The organism is Diplocloster hominis (genome assembly GCF_032380655.1).
Lineage (GTDB): Bacteria > Bacillota > Clostridia > Lachnospirales > Lachnospiraceae > Diplocloster > Diplocloster hominis.
Genome location: NZ_JAWDIY010000003.1, coordinates 1 through 15,831 on the forward strand (window position 1 = coordinate 1; position 15,831 = coordinate 15,831).

Genomic DNA, 15,831 nt, shown 5'->3' on the forward strand with positions numbered 1-15,831 from the left:
TTATCCGGTTAAATTCCACTTTAAAGGGTTTGACGCATTTCGTCAAACCCTTTAATACCGAATTTAGTCTTCCGTGTGGAATTTAAGTTTACATGCGGAATTTACTTTTTCACTCAAGCTAATTATTTTATTTTAAATTTTATAGATCATTCCGCAGTCCCGAATCGGCTCCTACGCTATTTCGCCATAAATCACTCATTTTCCTCTTTATCGGAATAATCTATCACAATTTTCTTACATTCCTGACAGCAAAACGCATTCGCTATGGCAACTGCTCCACCAAAAGGATTCCGGGCCAACTGGATCCCGTCGCCTTTTCTTATTATTGCTGGTTCATATTTCTCTTTTCTCCATGCGATAGCACGGGCATCTGATGTGAGATATCCATTCTCCATTTCCCGATTACAAAAGGGACATTTCATAATTTAACCCCCTTAGTCATATATACGCCATTATACACCATGCATCCGCGTCCTATAACATTTCCACACTCTATCCATCTCTCCCACAGTTCCCATCCCGCCTATTATAAAAACCAAACATCCGGATTCGTAGACGAAATCGCTGCCGCACCCGCGCTTAACGCTCCCATCACATCCTCCTTATCGGTGATCAGTCCGCCGGCAATGACCGGGACTCTGGACAAGGTACATATTTTCCGTATAATCTTCGGCATGACTCCCGGCAGTATCTCAATCACATCCGGATGTACGCTGTCATTCTGCCGCTCGATATTGGAAAGCGCCAGGGAATCTATAATAAAATGACGCAGAACCGTATACAAGCCAAGTTCCGAGGCTTTTTTCACCAAAGCCGGTTTCGTGGTAATAATGCCATCCGCGCTGGTGTGCCTTTGGATAAATTCAACCGCGATCTCTCTGGAGGTGAGCCCGGCGATCAGATCCACATGGACCATGGCGGTCTTTCCGCTCCCTTTAATGCGTTCCACAATCTCCTGTATATTCATTAAATCTCCATACAGAACAAATATAATATTCCCCTCCGCCTGCAGACTCTGTTCCAATCCTTCCGGATCTTTCACCGCTGCTATTACCGGGCAATCTTCAATCAGTTCCGCAAATGTCTGTTTCACTGCACCACACCTTTCCTGCCCCAAAACAGAGCTAAGTAACATATAGCACTTGCGTGCAATCAAAATAACCTCATAGGATACACACTCCGCGCTAAAAAAAGCGCTCCGGCAAATATAATGTCTGCCGATATTATAACACGATTCCGTTAACTAGGAAACCCTTCTGCAATATCTATAAGCGGGTCCCTATAAGCGGGTTTAAAAGCGGTTATAGAACTGCACCAGCATCTGCAGATCCCGGCTGCGGACAGATGGCCGGATCCTCCCTGAGACTATCCGAAAACCAGGATACAGTCCCCCGGGTATCCGCCCGGTACGGACTTATCCTGGTTTTCGGACAGTCTCCCCCGCAATTATGAATCGTTAATATATGAATCGTAAATACATATGAATCGTAAATACATTGGTAACTAAAATCGGCAACTAAATGATATAAATCTGTTGACAACTGTATATTAATATGATATACAGTTATATACAGACTATTACAGTAGGTGGTGAAACTTTTTGGATATCCTTATAAATAACACCTCAGAAATACCAATCTACCGGCAAATTAAAGATCAGATCAAGGACGCGATCTACACCGGCCAGATAAAAGAGGGGGAAATACTCCCCTCCATCCGGAAACTGGCCAATGAGACCATGGTCAGTGTCCTGACCACCAAGCGGGCATACGACGAGCTGGAAGCCGAAGGCTATGTAAACAGCGTGCCCGGCAAAGGCTTTTTCGTCTCCTCCACGAACATGGAGCTGTTCCGGGAGGAAAAGCTGCGCCTCGTCGAATCCAAGCTTCTGGAAGCCTACGAGACCGGCCAGTCCGCAGGCCTTACCAAAGACGAAATGCTGGAAATGATGTCGATCCTCTATGATTCCTGACAGAAAGGAAGTTACCCCTATGAGCAATGTATTAGAAATCAGCCATCTTACAAAAAAATATAATCGAAAAACAGTATTAAATGATATCAGCTTCGCCGCGGAACAAAACCAGATTACCGGCTTCATCGGAGTCAATGGGGCGGGCAAAACAACCACGATCAAATCCATCCTGGGCCTGGCCAAAAAGGATGCGGGTGAAATCCGCCTCTTCGGGCAGACACTGGAGGAGAACGAGCGGGAAATTAAAAATCGCATCGGTGTTGTATTTGACAAAGGTTACTTTTATGAAAACCTGTCTCTGAACGATATGAAAAATATACTGGCACCGGCCTATACAAACTGGGACGAGAACGCCTTCAAACGGTACGCGCGCCAGTTCAAGCTCCCGCTCAGCTACCACATCAGCGACCTTTCCAAAGGTATGACCATGAAATACGCCATCGCCATAGCCCTATCCCACCACGCGGATTTCCTCATCATGGATGAACCCACCTCGGGCCTGGATCCTCTGATTCGCAATCAACTGCTGGGAATCCTGCGCGAATACATGGAAGAGGGGAACAAGTCCGTCTTCTTTTCCACACACATCACCACTGACCTGGACAAAATCGCAGACCGCATCGTCATGATTGACAGCGGAAAAATCGTATTGGACGAATACAAAGACGAGCTTCTGGAAAAATATACGCTGGTCAAGGGCAGTAAGGAAGAACTGACTCCCAAACTGCGGACCTCCTTCCTGTATCTGGAAGAACACGGTTTTCACTTCGAAGGCCTGACCTGCGATTCCGCCGCTGCAAAACGCGGGCTGACAAAAGCCGTCTTTGCCAAACCCACCATAGAGGATATCATGATGGCGTTCGCCGGGAGGTCCTGACATGATTCTTACCGCATTAAAAAAAGATCTGATCCTGATCAGGCGCAGTCTGCCAATGGTGCTCCTGCAATACTGTCTGACGCTAGTAATCACAGCCCTGCTGCCCTCAGTGACCGTTTTCTTCCCCTCCCTGGGATACCTTCTCTGCTGCAGTATCACCACCGGCCTGATCTTCAATCTGCTGTTTGAAGCCGATAGCAAATACCACATCCATACCCTGCTGTTCTCCACGCCGATGACACCCTCCAGCGTTCTATACAGCCGTTATCTCACAGGGTACGGTACCTGGATATCAGCCACCATCCTGTATATCCTGCCGGGTTTTTTCCCATCTGTCCGCCGGTTTCTTCCCCCTCTGGGTCTTCACATGCTCGCCGGGGGGCTGCTGTTGACCACGATCCTGTGTGCCCTGCTCATCCCGCTTCACACCCTGCTGGAGGAAAGCAAAGCCTCACTCCTGGGCCTGGCCATCCTATTACCGGCCTACCTCCTTGTATTCCTGCTCTGTGAGGCCGCAGGCCATTTTATTCCGCACCTTTACTATCCAGTATTCATCCTGCTCCTCATACCTGCAGCAGCCCTGGCAATCCGGCTCTCCGGCCGTTTTACCCTGCAGCGTCTAAAAGAGAAAGAGTATTAAGATTATACGGATTCGGAACCCGTAAGTGCCTAAAGTTTAGGTACTGAGTGCTCATAGCGATTAAAAAATAAATCAATATAGAAAGGAGTCTGCTCTATGTACCGTACCCTGATCAAAAAAGACTATCTTCTCTGCGGTGACACCCTCACCGGAATCCTTCTGATCGGTGCCCTTCTGAACTGCGGAATCTATCTGATGGAGCCCGCCGAAGCCCTGGGACTGGTTGTGGCCACCAGCATAGCCACCTTCCTCGGCTTCTCCACCCTCGCTAAAGTCCTGGAAAAGAGCCATGCCCTCCCCACCCTCATCACATCCCCTTATGGCCGGCTGCGTTTGCTTCTGGCCCGCTATCTGGGATGGTGCGGCTATAGCTATGCTATCCTTTTCTTCTCCCTGCTGCTCACCGGGCTGCTCTATGCCCTTCCCTTCTCATTTCTCCCCACGGTCTATTACCCTTTGTCCGGCATCCTCAGTGCTGCAGCTTTCCTGACCATGCTCCAGGCACTTCTGATCCCCTGCTACACCCTGCTCCCCAGCCAGTGGACTACTACTGTCTTTGTGTTTCTGGTTCTGCTGGTCAACCTGCTTCCCCGTTTTCTGAAGTCCCTGCCCATCCACTTGACCTTCCTCCAGGATTTTACCTCTTCCCCGCTGCTGCTTTTCCCTGCTTTTCTGCTCCTGCTCCTTTCCTTCTTTCTCACTGTCCTGCTCTATCAACGCAAGGAATTCTAATAGCCATAATAAATTTTGCAATTACAGAAAAAACCATAGGTTCAGACAGCGGCAGTATCCGCTGTTTAAAACCTATGGCTCCTTTTCCAATATATAAAAGCTTCTAAACTGTACTGCCCCCAAAGACGCCCAGCCTTAAGACCTTCCAAACTCCGAAAGGATCAGCCCCTTATTCCGGTCCAGTGTCATCCCGATGCTCCAGCTGTTCACAAAGAGCAGCAAAGGCCGGCCCTTCAGATCCTGGATCTTCTTCATATCGGAAGTTCCGGTCAGGGAATCCATGTCAATATCCGTATTTTCGATCCAGCGGATATATTCATAAGGAAGATTTTCCAGGATAATCTCCACGTTGTACTCATTGTTCAGGCGGTATTTTAAAACATCAAACTGCAGAACACCGACCACTCCGACGATGATCTCTTCCAATCCGCTGTGCAGTTCCTGGAAAATCTGGATCGCGCCTTCCTGGGCGATCTGGGTTACTCCCTTGACGAACTGTTTCCGCTTCATGGTATCCACCTGACGGACGCGGGCGAAATGCTCCGGCGCAAACGTAGGTATCCCCTCATATGCGAATTTCCTGCCGGGGCTGCAGAACGTATCCCCTATGGAAAAAAGGCCGGGATCAAACACGCCGATAATATCACCGGCATAGGCTTCCTCCACAACTTTCCGTTCCTGGGCCATCAGCTGCTGGGGCTGTGAAAGGCGCATTTTTTTCTCCCCCTGCACATGGTACACTTCCTGGGAGGCATCGAACTTGCCGGAACAGATCCGCATGAACGCAATACGGTCCCGGTGCGCTTTATTCATGTTGGCCTGTATCTTAAATACAAAGGCGGAAAAATCTTCGCTGACCGGGTCGATAATCCCGCTGTCGGCAAATCTGGGAAGCGGCGCTGTGGTCATCTTCAGGAAATGCTCCAAAAAGGTCTGGACCCCGAAGTTGGTCAGCGCAGATCCGAAGAACACCGGGGAAAGTTCTCCCGCCTGGACTTCATCCAGCCGGAATGGCGTGCTGGCGCCATCCAGCAGTTCAATCTCATCCGTCAGCTTACCAAACGCATCTTTTCCGATGATTTCCTGGATTTTCGGATCATTGATGGATATCTTTGTAATTTCGCCTTCTTTGGTCCCTCTCTGGGTATCACTGAACAGGGACACTTCCCTGTCATTTCTGTCATAGACTCCCTGAAACGCTTTCCCCGAACCGATGGGCCAGTTCATGGGACAGGTAGCGATCCCCAGTTCCTTTTCGATCTCATCCAGCAGATCGAAGGTGTCGTTGGCTTCCCGGTCCATTTTATTGATAAAAGTGAAGATCGGGATTTTCCGCATAACACAGACCTTGAACAGCTTTCGGGTCTGAGCCTCCACACCCTTGGACGCGTCGATCACCATAACTGCGGAATCCGCCGCCATCAGCGTCCGGTATGTGTCCTCGGAGAAATCCTGATGCCCCGGAGTATCCAGGATATTGATACAGTATCCGTCGTACTCAAACTGCAGGACTGAGGACGTTACGGAGATTCCTCTTTCTTTTTCAATCTCCATCCAGTCAGACACCGCATGTCTCGCTGTCGCCTTTCCTTTTACGCTTCCAGCCAGATTTATAGCGCCTCCATATAAAAGCAGTTTTTCCGTCAGCGTCGTTTTACCCGCATCGGGGTGGGAAATAATCGCAAATGTTCTTCTTCGTTGTATTTCTTTTTTATTATCCGCCAATTAAGCCTTCCTCCTACCAATCTCTTTCACTGTTGCCGTAGAAAAGGAGCTGCGTACTCACAGCCCCCGGCATTACACTCTTATTCTAAATAATATCATACAAAATCCGCCATAAGTCAAGACCCTGGCTGTAATTTGATGAATTTCACTGTTTACTCCGATCTTTGCTCTGGTGTATGTTCTATGTATTTCACAAAATATTCCTCCAGAGTCCCGATCCCCCTAGCCTTCATATCTGCAGCGGTTTCAACACCCACATAGGTAATATGCCACGGCTCGTATTCATATCCTGTGATCTCTTCCTCCCCTTCGGGATAGCGGACAATGAAGCCGAAGTCCCCGCAGTTCTGTTCCACCCATTCGGCGGCCTGCGTTCCCGCGAAGGCACGAAGCGTACTCTGGCCGGTATTAATGTCCACCGTCAGCCCGGTCTGATGCTCGGAGTATCCTTCTCTGGAACTGAAGGTGTCCACTTCCGCCTCTGATTGGCGCTTCATATAGTTATTATGCAGATTTTCCTGATATTGATAGGTCCGGAAGGCGGATACCGGCTGCAGATTAAAACCTGCTGCCTTCGCGGCCTTCTTCAGCTCTTTGAAGGCTTCCGCCGCCGTCTTTTGCATCCGTTTCCCTTTTCCGACGCTGACCAGCTGCTCCGGAGTGTAATCCCTTGGCAGATAGCGGTATTTGTTGACCAGCATGGGGCCTTCCTCAACCACCCCGGCTGCTTCCGACATGGTATAGAATTTCTGATCCAGCCCTACATTTACCCTCCATACCACATCCCCCGCAGGAAGATCCGGATTCTCCTGCTGATAATCCTCATAGCGGTACTGCTTGTCCTTCTCGTAATAATAAAACTCCTCAAAGGGATTCTTCACTTCCGGCTCCGCCGGCTTCCCTATGTTGGAAACGACTCCCTCCGTCTCATCCAAAGCACCGCCTGTTACGGACTCTGCGGCATATACTTCGTTTAATTCGTACTTTTGTCCGAGAAGCTCATTCGCAGGTCCTTCCTGTCCGAACGCTCCCCATGCGAATTCCAGCGCGGCAAATCCGCCTATCAGGACACAAAAAAAGAACAGCATGCGCCCGATCAGCTGCATTCTCTTCTGTCTTTTCTGCTTCCTAATTTTTTTCCTGGAATACTCCCATTCCCACTCCTGATCCATTTTCATTCTCATTTAATCTATTCTCATCCTATAATCAGTATTTACACCCTTTTCCATCCTCCGATGTGTTCCCCCCACGACCGGTAACGAAAACCAGCTCTTCCATAATTTTACATGAATTTATTATAATTCATCTTCGGAATTTATACAAGCCAAAACCCTATTTCCTTCTGGTATTTTTATCCAGATGTTTCAACATCTTTTGAACAGCTCCGACAGTATTTGCAGGTATCCGTCATAAAATTCCCAGACTTGCTTTTCGGTATGAGTCCCCGGACATATCCGCCGTTCCCTGTGAACCGCTTATGTTAAGCAGGGCTTTTCTGTCGATAAATTTTTTGTTTGATTCTATATTTAAATCCTTGCAATTGCAGGACAAGTCTGCTACAGTGGAAATACCTACAAAGAAAGGAAAGAGGTATTAATATGAGTGAACATAATCACGACTGTGAATGCGGATGTGGATGCGGATGCGGCCACGAGGAAGAAGAAGTTACCGTAACTTTGACACTGGATGACGGCTCCGAAATGGAATGCGCCGTACTGACCATCTTCCCCGCCGGTGAGAACGAATATATCGCACTGCTTCCTTTAGAGCCGGAAGAAGATGACGAAGAAGGCGAAGTATATCTGTATCGTTATAAAGAAACCGCAGACGGTGAACCGGAACTGGAAAATATCGAAGACGATGACGAATATGAAAAAGTAGCGGATGCCTTCGATGAACTTCTGGACAGCGCTGAATTTGATGAATTACTGGAAGAAGACGAATAAATAAAATTGCAGGCATGCAGGATTTAACGAAAAAGGCACCGGAATACCAAATGGGTAATCACGATAGGTTTCCCATCTGATATTGCCGGTGCCATTGTCTGCGCTTATTTATGACGATCAGCGCAGAGAGCCTCCCAGCCACTGTTTCAGCGTCTGATTCTCCTCATCTGCCCCTCTGTAATTGGAACGTCCGAACTGTTATAAAATATGATAGTGGGGGATTATATCCTCGTATGTACCGTCTTTCATCAAAAAGCCTCCGGGTATCGTACCTAATTTGACAAATCCCAGTTTTTCATATAAATGCAGCGCGGATTTATTTGATTTTACAACCGCATTGAATTGTAAAATGCAAAAACCCAGTTCTTTGGCTTTTGACATACAATGGAGCACTAGCTTTTCACCGATCTGCTGCCCCCGGATTTCTTTTTTTACCGCGTAACTGGCATTGCAAATATGGCCGCATCGGCCCACGTTATTGGGATGAAGGATATAAAGCCCGACGATTTTTCCGTTATCCGCATCATAAGCCACTCCGGTAAACGACTGATCCTGGAAAAAGGCATTTCCTGAGATTTCGTCAAGCACCTCCAACTGGGGAAAAGCAATCCCGTCTTCCACAACCTGGTTCCATATTTCCGCCACGTCTTTTACATCATTTTTATCATAAGCTCTTATCTGAATTCTCATAATTCCCCCTAAAAACTCAGCCTTCCAGCAATTCAATTCCTAACCGGATACGCTTCAGAGACTCTTCTTTTCCCAGGACTTCCATAAGCTCTGTAGCTCCGCCCGGAGTCGTTTGTTTTCCCGACACGGCAGTGCGGACCGGCCACATAACATAGCCGTTCTTATAGCCTTTTTCCTTAATAAAACCGACCAGCGCCTCATAGAGCGCGTCGTTGCTGTAATCCTCCTGAGCCTCCAGCACAGGAAGTACCTCTTTTAACACAACCAGGGCGGTTTCCGGTGTAGTTTTCATTTTCTTATGGGCATACATGGCGGTGTCATACCCGGGCAGCTCCGCGATAAAATCCACCATCTCCGGAATGTCCGGGAAAACCTCGATTCTGGTCTTCACCATAGCCGCCACCTTGCGGTAATCCACATCTCTTCCGATCGCTTCTTTAAGAATCGGCTCCACCTTCTCATAGAATACATCAAAATCCATGGCTTTCATGTATTCTCCGTTCATCCAGCGAAGCTTCACCACATCAAACACAGCCGGAGCCTTACCCATGTGATGATAGTCAAACGCTTCCACCAGCTCCTCCAGGGAAAAGATCTCCCGGTTCTCCTCCGGGCTCCATCCCAGCAGCGCGACGAAATTCACCACCGCCTCATTCAGGAAACCGGCCTCGATCAAATCCTCGTAAGAAGAATGACCGCTTCTCTTACTCAGCTTCTTATGTTCCTCATCCGTAATCAGAGGGCAGTGCACATACGTAGGCACTTCCCATCCAAACGCCTCATACAGACGATTATACTTCGGGGACGATGACAAATACTCATTTCCCCGCACCACATGCGTGATACCCATCAGATGATCATCCACCACATTGGCAAAATTATAAGTGGGATACCCATCGGACTTAATCAGTACCATATCATCCAGCTCCGCGTTATCCACGGTAATATCCCCATAAATATCATCCTGGAACGTGGTCGTTCCGGTCTGGGGATTATTCTGGCGGATCACATAAGGCACCCCTGCCGCCAGCTTCTCCTCCACCTCGTCCTTGGACAGATGCAGGCAGTGTTTATCATAAACCATAACTTCCTTGCCATTAATCTCCTGCTTCAGCGACTCCAGCCGTTCCTTATCACAGAAACAATAATAGGCCTCGCCCTTCTCGATCAGCTGCTTCGCATACTCGAGGTAGATCCCCTGCTCCTGCCGTTCGCTCTGTACATAAGGCCCCACCGGACCGCCGATATCCGGGCCCTCATCATGCTTAAGCCCCGTTTTCTCCAGTGTCCGGTAAATAATATCCAGCGCCTCCGGCACAAACCGTTCCTGGTCCGTATCCTCGATCCTCAGGATAAAATCCCCGCCCTCGTGTTTCGCGATCAGATAGGCATACAGCGCCGTCCTCAAATTCCCCACATGCATCCTCCCGGTGGGGCTGGGTGCAAATCTCGTTCTTACTTTATTCATCCTAATACACTCCTACACATCGGTATTTTAATAATTTTCATATGTGCCCTATTTTATCATACAATCCCATTCCTGTTAATAGAAATTTGAAAAAATCGGGATACAAATCTCATCCCCCTCCTGCAGATTATACACATTCACATAGGGATTCGCGGCCATCAGGCTGGCCAGATTCACGCCAAACTGCCTGCTGATCCGGTACAGCGTATCCCCCTCCTTCACCACATACATCTCTCCTTCGCAAGTAATCCCGTTCGACCACTTCCCCGCATCAAAAGAAACATCCGTCCTGCACATACCAACACGCCTTTCCACAAAACTTTCTTCATTATTATATGCCTTCCGGCATAGAATGTGATAAATCACCATGGGGGGCTTGGTTTAGATTGGGGGAGTTGACTTAGGGACGGAGGGAGCTGGGGCGGGGCGGGATTCCGGGGGGGGGCGGGACAAACGTATCGGGGGCCAAATCGCTTCGGGCATGCCTAAGAACGGGTAACTCCGAAGAGGGCGAAACCTCTGATTAGCAGGACCCGGGGCAAACTCGCCAAAATGCGGCTCAAACAGTGCCCCGGGTCCTGCGAGGTTTCGTCCTCTTCTGCGTAACCCGTTCTAAGGCATGCCCTCAAGCGATTTGGCCCCCGATACGTTTGTCCCGCCCCACCCGGAATCCCGCCCCGCCCCAGCTCCCTCCTGCTATGGTGAATGCCATTATTGAATGCATCAAAGCTGTGGATGATTTAGCCTCTTATAAATGATTATCTGCGCAAAGGCAATATTTTAATTCTGGCGAATCCAGGTTAGGTTTTACAGATAATCGTGTTTATGAATATTAGTAACCAATCGGCCGGGAACAGTGAAATAGGCTTTCAATTAGTTCAAATTTGGGGCATTTGCATAGATTCATGGCTGAAGAACATGGAAATCGGCTTTCTGTAAACAAGGGAAGAGAGGCAAGGGGCCGGGGACGAGGACGAGGCGGAATAGACGCCGGGGGAAAGCCGGGGGTATACTGGCCGTGTCGGAGAAACGCTTGAGGGCGGGCATTAGCGGATCTTGTGGAGAAGGAGACAGAACCCTGCGGGTCCGGGGCACTGTCTGAGCCGCTTTTTGGCGAGTTTGCCCCGGACCCGCGAATAGGGGGTTCTGGCTCCTTCGGAACTAGATCCGCTTATGCCCGCCCGAAGCGTTTCTCCGACACGGCCAGTATGCCCCCGGCTTTCCCCCGGCGTCTATTCCGCCTCGTCCTCGTCCCCGGCCCCTTGCCTCTCTTCCCGCCCCCGAAAAAAAGCCACCCCCCAGAAGTTCCCAGCCAGTCCCAGCCATTCCCAGCCGGCACCAGAAGATGTTTCCGGTTGTTTTTTCGGGGACTTTGTCGTATAATGTAGGCTGATATTAGAGTAAGGAGGTACAGCAGGCAACTGCGTTATTTATGGATAAACGAATATTACATACATTGGGCATCGATATTGGTTCTACTACGGTAAAGATTGCCATTCTGGACCAGGATAAAAATATATTGTTTTCGGATTATGAGCGGCATTTTGCTAATATTCAGGAGACGCTGGCGTCTCTTTTGGAGAAAGCCCACGCACAGCTGGAGGATTTGGAAGTCTGGCCTATGATTACAGGGTCCGGCGGGCTTACTCTGGCCAAGCATATGGAGGTACCTTTCGTTCAGGAAGTGATCGCCGTGTCTACGGCGCTGCAGACGGAAGCTCCCCAGACGGATGTTGCGATCGAGCTGGGCGGGGAAGACGCGAAAATTATATATTTTGAAGGCGGGAATATTGAGCAGCGTATGAACGGGATCTGTGCGGGCGGTACCGGTTCTTTTATCGACCAGATGGCTTCTCTTCTTCAGACGGATGCCTCCGGTCTTAATGAGTACGCTAAGAATTATCAGGCCATTTATCCCATCGCGGCGCGGTGCGGGGTGTTCGCCAAGTCCGATATTCAGCCTCTGATCAATGAAGGAGCGACCAAAGAAGATTTGTCCGCTTCTATTTTTCAGGCAGTCGTAAACCAGACGATCAGCGGATTGGCCTGTGGGAAGCCGATCCGGGGGCATGTGGCGTTTTTGGGCGGGCCGCTGCACTTTTTATCTGAGTTAAAGCAGGCGTTTGTCAGGACTTTGAAACTGGATGCACAGCATACGATCGCTCCGGATCACTCTCATCTGTTCGCTGCCATTGGTTCTGCGCTTAATGCAAAGCCTGAGGTCAGCACTACCCTGACTGCCCTGATTCATAAGTTATCCGGGAATATAAAACTGGAATTCGAAGTGGAACGGATGGAGCCTCTGTTCGCTTCCGCTGAGGATTATGAGGCTTTTGAAAATCGTCACAACAGCCATTGTGTGGCTACGGCCGATCTGGCTTCTTATGAGGGGAACTGCTATCTGGGAATCGATGCGGGTTCCACCACTACAAAAGTAGCACTGGTCGGGGAGGACGGTTCTTTACTGTATTCTTTCTACAGCAATAATAATGGCAGCCCGCTGGCTACCACCATTAAGTCTATAAAGGAAATCTACACGCTGCTGCCGCCAAGCGCCTCGATCGTCCGGTCCTGTTCTACCGGGTATGGGGAAGCTTTGATCAAGGCAGCTCTGTTATTAGATGAGGGCGAGGTGGAAACCGTAGCCCATTACTATGCGGCGGCATTTTTTGAGCCCGCTGTGGACTGTATTCTGGATATCGGCGGACAGGATATGAAATGTATCCGGATTAAGAATCAGACCGTGGACAGCGTACAGTTAAATGAGGCCTGCTCTTCAGGCTGCGGTTCATTTATTGAAACTTTTGCCAAATCTTTGAATTACAGTGTGGAGGATTTTGCCAAAGCGGCTCTGTTCGCCAAGCATCCCATCGATCTGGGCACCCGCTGTACGGTATTTATGAATTCTAAAGTAAAGCAGGCACAGAAGGAGGGGGCCGAGGTATCCGATATTTCTGCGGGCCTGGCTTACTCTGTGATTAAGAATGCGCTGTTCAAGGTGATTAAGGTTTCCGATGCGTCATCCCTGGGCCGGAACATCGTGGTGCAGGGGGGGACTTTTTACAATGACGCGGTGCTGCGAAGCTTTGAAAAGATCGCGGACTGTGAGGCGGTCCGGCCTGATATCGCCGGTATTATGGGGGCCTTCGGCGCGGCGCTAATCGCCAGAGAACGCTATGAGGAAGGTATGGATACCACCATGCTTCCCTTTGAGAAGATCAACACCCTTCAATTTTCCACCAGTATGGCCAGATGTAAAGGCTGCACCAACAGCTGTCTGCTGACCATCAACCGTTTTACCGGCGGACGGCAGTTTGTGACGGGTAACCGCTGCGAACGGGGACTTGGAAAGGAAAAGAACAAGGATAATATCCCGAATCTGTTTGAATATAAGAATAAACGGCTGTTCGCCTATGAGGCTCTGCCGGAGGATGAGGCCGCAAGAGGGACCGTGGGGATTCCCAGGGTATTGAATATGTATGACAATTATCCGTTCTGGCATACGTTTTTCACCAAATTGGGGTTCCGGGTGGTGCTCTCCCCTTCTTCCAACCGGAAAATATATGAACTGGGCATTGAATCCATTCCCAGTGAGTCGGAATGCTATCCGGCCAAATTGGCTCACGGACATGTGATGTGGCTGATCAAGCAGAATGTGGATATGATCTTTTATCCGTGTATTCCCTATGAGCGGAATGAATTCCCTGATTCCAACAACCACTACAACTGCCCCATTGTCACGTCCTATGCGGAAAATATTAAGAATAATATAGAAGAAATCCGTTCAGGACAGGTGAATTTCAAGAACCCTTTCCTGTCATTTACAAACGAAGAAGTCCTCTCCAACCGGTTAAAAGAAGAGTTTGCGCAGTACATGCAGATTCCGGCTGAAGAAGTGGGGGCGGCCGTTCACGAGGGCTGGATGGAACTTGAGAACTTCCGGGAGGAAATGATGCGCAAGGGGGAGGAGACCCTGGCCTGGATGAACGAAAACGGCAAGCGCGGGATCGTTCTGGCCGGGCGCCCTTATCATGTAGATCCGGAGATTCATCACGGTATTCCCGAGCTGATCACCTCCTATGGGATGGCTGTGCTGACGGAAGATTCTATTTCCCATATGTATCCGGTGGAGCGTCCGTTGATCGTTATGGATCAGTGGATGTATCATTCCCGCCTTTACGCGGCGGCAAACTATGTAAAAACCAGGGATAATCTGGATCTGATTCAGTTAAATTCCTTTGGCTGCGGTCTGGACGCGGTTACCACCGATGAAGTAAGCGATATCCTGTCCAAGTCCGGAAAGATTTACACTTGTCTGAAAATTGATGAGGTAAATAACCTGGGCGCCGCCAGAATCCGTATCCGTTCGCTGCTGTCCGCCATTCGGGTGCGGGAGCAGAAATCGATCTGCCGGACGGTGGTATCTTCCGCCTATGACCGGGTGGTATTTACCAAAGAAATGAAAAAAGACTACACGATCCTCTGCCCCCAGATGTCGCCGATTCATTTCGCTCTGATCGAGCCGGCGTTAAAATCCTGCGGGTTTAACATCCGGGTTCTGCCCAATGACAACAAAGCAGCGGTGGATGTGGGGCTAAAATATGTAAACAATGACGCCTGCTATCCTTCTCTGATGGTGGTCGGGCAGATTATGGAAGCCATCTTATCCGGTGAATACGATGTGAACAAAACTGCGGTAGTAATATCCCAGACCGGCGGCGGCTGCCGCGCTTCCAACTATATCGGATTCATCCGCAGGGCTCTTGAAAAAGCCGGTTATCCACAGATTCCGGTTATATCCATCAACCTGAGCGGGCTAGAGAGCAACCCGGGCTTTTCCTTTACACTGCCCTTACTGAAAAAAGCCATATTCGGTCTGGTATTCGGTGATATCTTCATGCGCTGCCTGTACCGGATGCGCCCCTATGAGGCCACGCCGGGCTCTGCAAACGCACTGCACAAAAAATGGGAGGCCAGATGCATCACTTTTCTCCAAAAGAAGCACCCGTCCTTCCGCGAATATAAAAAATTATGCCGTGAGATCATCCAGGATTTCGACCAGCTACCGATCACCGATGTTCAAAAGCCCAAGGTCGGTGTGGTCGGTGAGATACTCGTAAAATTCCTGCCGGCGGCAAACAACTACCTGGTAGAATTACTGGAATCCGAGGGTGCGGAGGCGGTTGTCCCCGACCTTCTGGACTTCTTCCAGTACTGCTTTTACAATTCGAATTTCAAGGCCAGTAAACTGGGCATGAGCAAAAAGACCGCTGCCCTCTGCAATCTGGGAATCAAAGGTCTGAATTGGATCCGTTCGGCTCCCTGTAAGGCATTAGAGGCCAGCCAGCACTTTACCCCTCCGGCCCACATCGAAGACCTGGCAAAAATGGCGGAGCCGATCGTCTCGCTGGGTAATCAGACCGGAGAAGGATGGTTTCTGACCGGCGAGATGATGGAGCTGATTCACAGCGGTACCAACAATATCGTGTGTACACAGCCCTTCGCCTGCCTGCCGAACCATATCGTGGGAAAGGGTGTCATCAAAGAAATCCGCAGGCGGCATCCGAAGTCGAATATCGTGGCCATCGACTACGATCCCGGTGCCAGCGAGGTAAACCAGCTGAACCGTATCAAACTTATGTTATCCACCGCCCAGAAAAATTTGGCAGAAAAATAACCAAAATAACCAAAAGGGACATGTCCATTTCAGTTTGGGACATGTCCATTCCGGTTTGGGACATGTCCATTTCAATTTGGGACATGTCCATTTCAATTTGTCAT

Annotated in this window: 13 protein-coding genes; 6 read left to right on the forward strand and 7 right to left on the reverse strand. The window is 49.4% G+C overall.

Annotated elements, in window-relative coordinates; translation table 11 throughout:
* Nucleotides 1-191: 191 nt before the first annotated feature.
* Both ABC831_RS03695 and ABC831_RS03700 read right to left on the reverse strand, forming a co-directional pair.
* Entirely contained in the window at nucleotides 192-422 is a 231-nt protein-coding gene (locus tag ABC831_RS03695; RefSeq protein WP_343246896.1) for a PF20097 family protein, read from the reverse strand.
* Nucleotides 423-526: 104 nt separating this feature from the next.
* Nucleotides 527-1,135, reverse strand: coding sequence for a glycerol-3-phosphate responsive antiterminator (locus ABC831_RS03700; protein WP_425524563.1), 609 nt, complete (start codon nucleotides 1,133-1,135; stop codon nucleotides 527-529).
* A 465-nt stretch (nucleotides 1,136-1,600) separates the two neighbouring features.
* Here ABC831_RS03700 and ABC831_RS03705 point away from each other — a divergent pair, with 465 nt between their 5' ends.
* From ABC831_RS03705 to ABC831_RS03720, 4 genes are all read left to right on the forward strand, one after another.
* On the forward strand, nucleotides 1,601-1,972 hold the full coding sequence (locus tag ABC831_RS03705) for a GntR family transcriptional regulator (protein ID WP_343246898.1): 372 nt from the start codon (nucleotides 1,601-1,603) through the stop codon (nucleotides 1,970-1,972).
* Nucleotides 1,973-1,991: 19 nt separating this feature from the next.
* A complete protein-coding gene (locus ABC831_RS03710) occupies nucleotides 1,992-2,849 on the forward strand; it encodes an ABC transporter ATP-binding protein (RefSeq protein WP_343246899.1) in 858 nt (285 codons plus the stop codon).
* A 1-nt stretch (nucleotide 2,850) separates the two neighbouring features.
* Nucleotides 2,851-3,489 carry an ABC-2 transporter permease gene (locus ABC831_RS03715; RefSeq protein ID WP_343246900.1) on the forward strand — a complete coding sequence of 213 codons (639 nt, stop codon included), beginning with the start codon at nucleotides 2,851-2,853 and terminating at the stop codon, nucleotides 3,487-3,489.
* A gap of 96 nt (nucleotides 3,490-3,585) precedes the next feature.
* The gene (locus ABC831_RS03720; RefSeq protein ID WP_343246901.1) at nucleotides 3,586-4,221 is read left to right on the forward strand and encodes an ABC-2 transporter permease; all 636 of its coding nucleotides are present in this window, start codon (nucleotides 3,586-3,588) and stop codon (nucleotides 4,219-4,221) included.
* A gap of 135 nt (nucleotides 4,222-4,356) precedes the next feature.
* On the opposite strand, the gene ABC831_RS03725 is transcribed toward ABC831_RS03720, so the two are convergent.
* Together ABC831_RS03725 and ABC831_RS03730 are read right to left on the reverse strand one after the other, a co-directional pair.
* Nucleotides 4,357-5,946 carry a peptide chain release factor 3 gene (locus ABC831_RS03725; protein WP_343246902.1) on the reverse strand — a complete coding sequence of 530 codons (1,590 nt, stop codon included), beginning with the start codon at nucleotides 5,944-5,946 and terminating at the stop codon, nucleotides 4,357-4,359.
* Between the two features lie 152 nt (nucleotides 5,947-6,098).
* Nucleotides 6,099-7,130 (reverse strand): M15 family metallopeptidase, encoded by a 1,032-nt coding sequence (locus ABC831_RS03730; protein WP_343246903.1) that lies wholly within the window; start codon nucleotides 7,128-7,130, stop codon nucleotides 6,099-6,101.
* Nucleotides 7,131-7,544: 414 nt separating this feature from the next.
* Between ABC831_RS03730 and ABC831_RS03735 the strand changes: the two genes are divergently transcribed.
* Nucleotides 7,545-7,892 (forward strand): DUF1292 domain-containing protein, encoded by a 348-nt coding sequence (locus ABC831_RS03735; RefSeq protein ID WP_158348803.1) that lies wholly within the window; start codon nucleotides 7,545-7,547, stop codon nucleotides 7,890-7,892.
* A gap of 198 nt (nucleotides 7,893-8,090) precedes the next feature.
* On the opposite strand, the gene ABC831_RS03740 is transcribed toward ABC831_RS03735, so the two are convergent.
* The 3 genes from ABC831_RS03740 to ABC831_RS03750 form a co-directional block, all read right to left on the reverse strand.
* Nucleotides 8,091-8,582: a GNAT family N-acetyltransferase gene (locus ABC831_RS03740; protein WP_343246904.1), complete on the reverse strand. Its 492-nt coding sequence runs from the start codon at nucleotides 8,580-8,582 to the stop codon at nucleotides 8,091-8,093.
* Nucleotides 8,583-8,598: 16 nt separating this feature from the next.
* Nucleotides 8,599-10,050 (reverse strand): glutamate--tRNA ligase, encoded by a 1,452-nt coding sequence (gene gltX, locus ABC831_RS03745; protein WP_343246905.1) that lies wholly within the window; start codon nucleotides 10,048-10,050, stop codon nucleotides 8,599-8,601.
* Between the two features lie 75 nt (nucleotides 10,051-10,125).
* The gene (locus tag ABC831_RS03750; protein WP_343246906.1) at nucleotides 10,126-10,365 is read right to left on the reverse strand and encodes a LysM peptidoglycan-binding domain-containing protein; all 240 of its coding nucleotides are present in this window, start codon (nucleotides 10,363-10,365) and stop codon (nucleotides 10,126-10,128) included.
* Nucleotides 10,366-11,482: 1,117 nt separating this feature from the next.
* Here ABC831_RS03750 and ABC831_RS03755 point away from each other — a divergent pair.
* Entirely contained in the window at nucleotides 11,483-15,727 is a 4,245-nt protein-coding gene (locus tag ABC831_RS03755) for an acyl-CoA dehydratase activase-related protein (protein WP_343246907.1), read from the forward strand.
* Nucleotides 15,728-15,831 lie beyond the last annotated feature (104 nt).

Excerpts from the sequence above, each read along its gene's own strand:
- ABC831_RS03695 (WP_343246896.1), bottom strand. The coding sequence starts at position 422 with ATGAAATGTCCCTTTTGTAATCGGGAAATGGAGAATGGATATCTCACA.
- ABC831_RS03700 (WP_425524563.1), bottom strand. The coding sequence starts at position 1,135 with ATGTTACTTAGCTCTGTTTTGGGGCAGGAAAGGTGTGGTGCAGTGAAA.
- ABC831_RS03710 (WP_343246899.1), top strand. The coding sequence starts at position 1,992 with ATGAGCAATGTATTAGAAATCAGCCATCTTACAAAAAAATATAATCGA.
- ABC831_RS03715 (WP_343246900.1), top strand. The coding sequence starts at position 2,851 with ATGATTCTTACCGCATTAAAAAAAGATCTGATCCTGATCAGGCGCAGT.
- ABC831_RS03720 (WP_343246901.1), top strand. The coding sequence starts at position 3,586 with ATGTACCGTACCCTGATCAAAAAAGACTATCTTCTCTGCGGTGACACC.
- ABC831_RS03730 (WP_343246903.1), bottom strand. The coding sequence starts at position 7,130 with ATGAGAATGAAAATGGATCAGGAGTGGGAATGGGAGTATTCCAGGAAA.
- ABC831_RS03735 (WP_158348803.1), top strand. The coding sequence starts at position 7,545 with ATGAGTGAACATAATCACGACTGTGAATGCGGATGTGGATGCGGATGC.
- ABC831_RS03740 (WP_343246904.1), bottom strand. The coding sequence starts at position 8,582 with ATGAGAATTCAGATAAGAGCTTATGATAAAAATGATGTAAAAGACGTG.
- gltX (WP_343246905.1), bottom strand. The coding sequence starts at position 10,050 with ATGAATAAAGTAAGAACGAGATTTGCACCCAGCCCCACCGGGAGGATG.
- ABC831_RS03755 (WP_343246907.1), top strand. The coding sequence starts at position 11,483 with ATGGATAAACGAATATTACATACATTGGGCATCGATATTGGTTCTACT.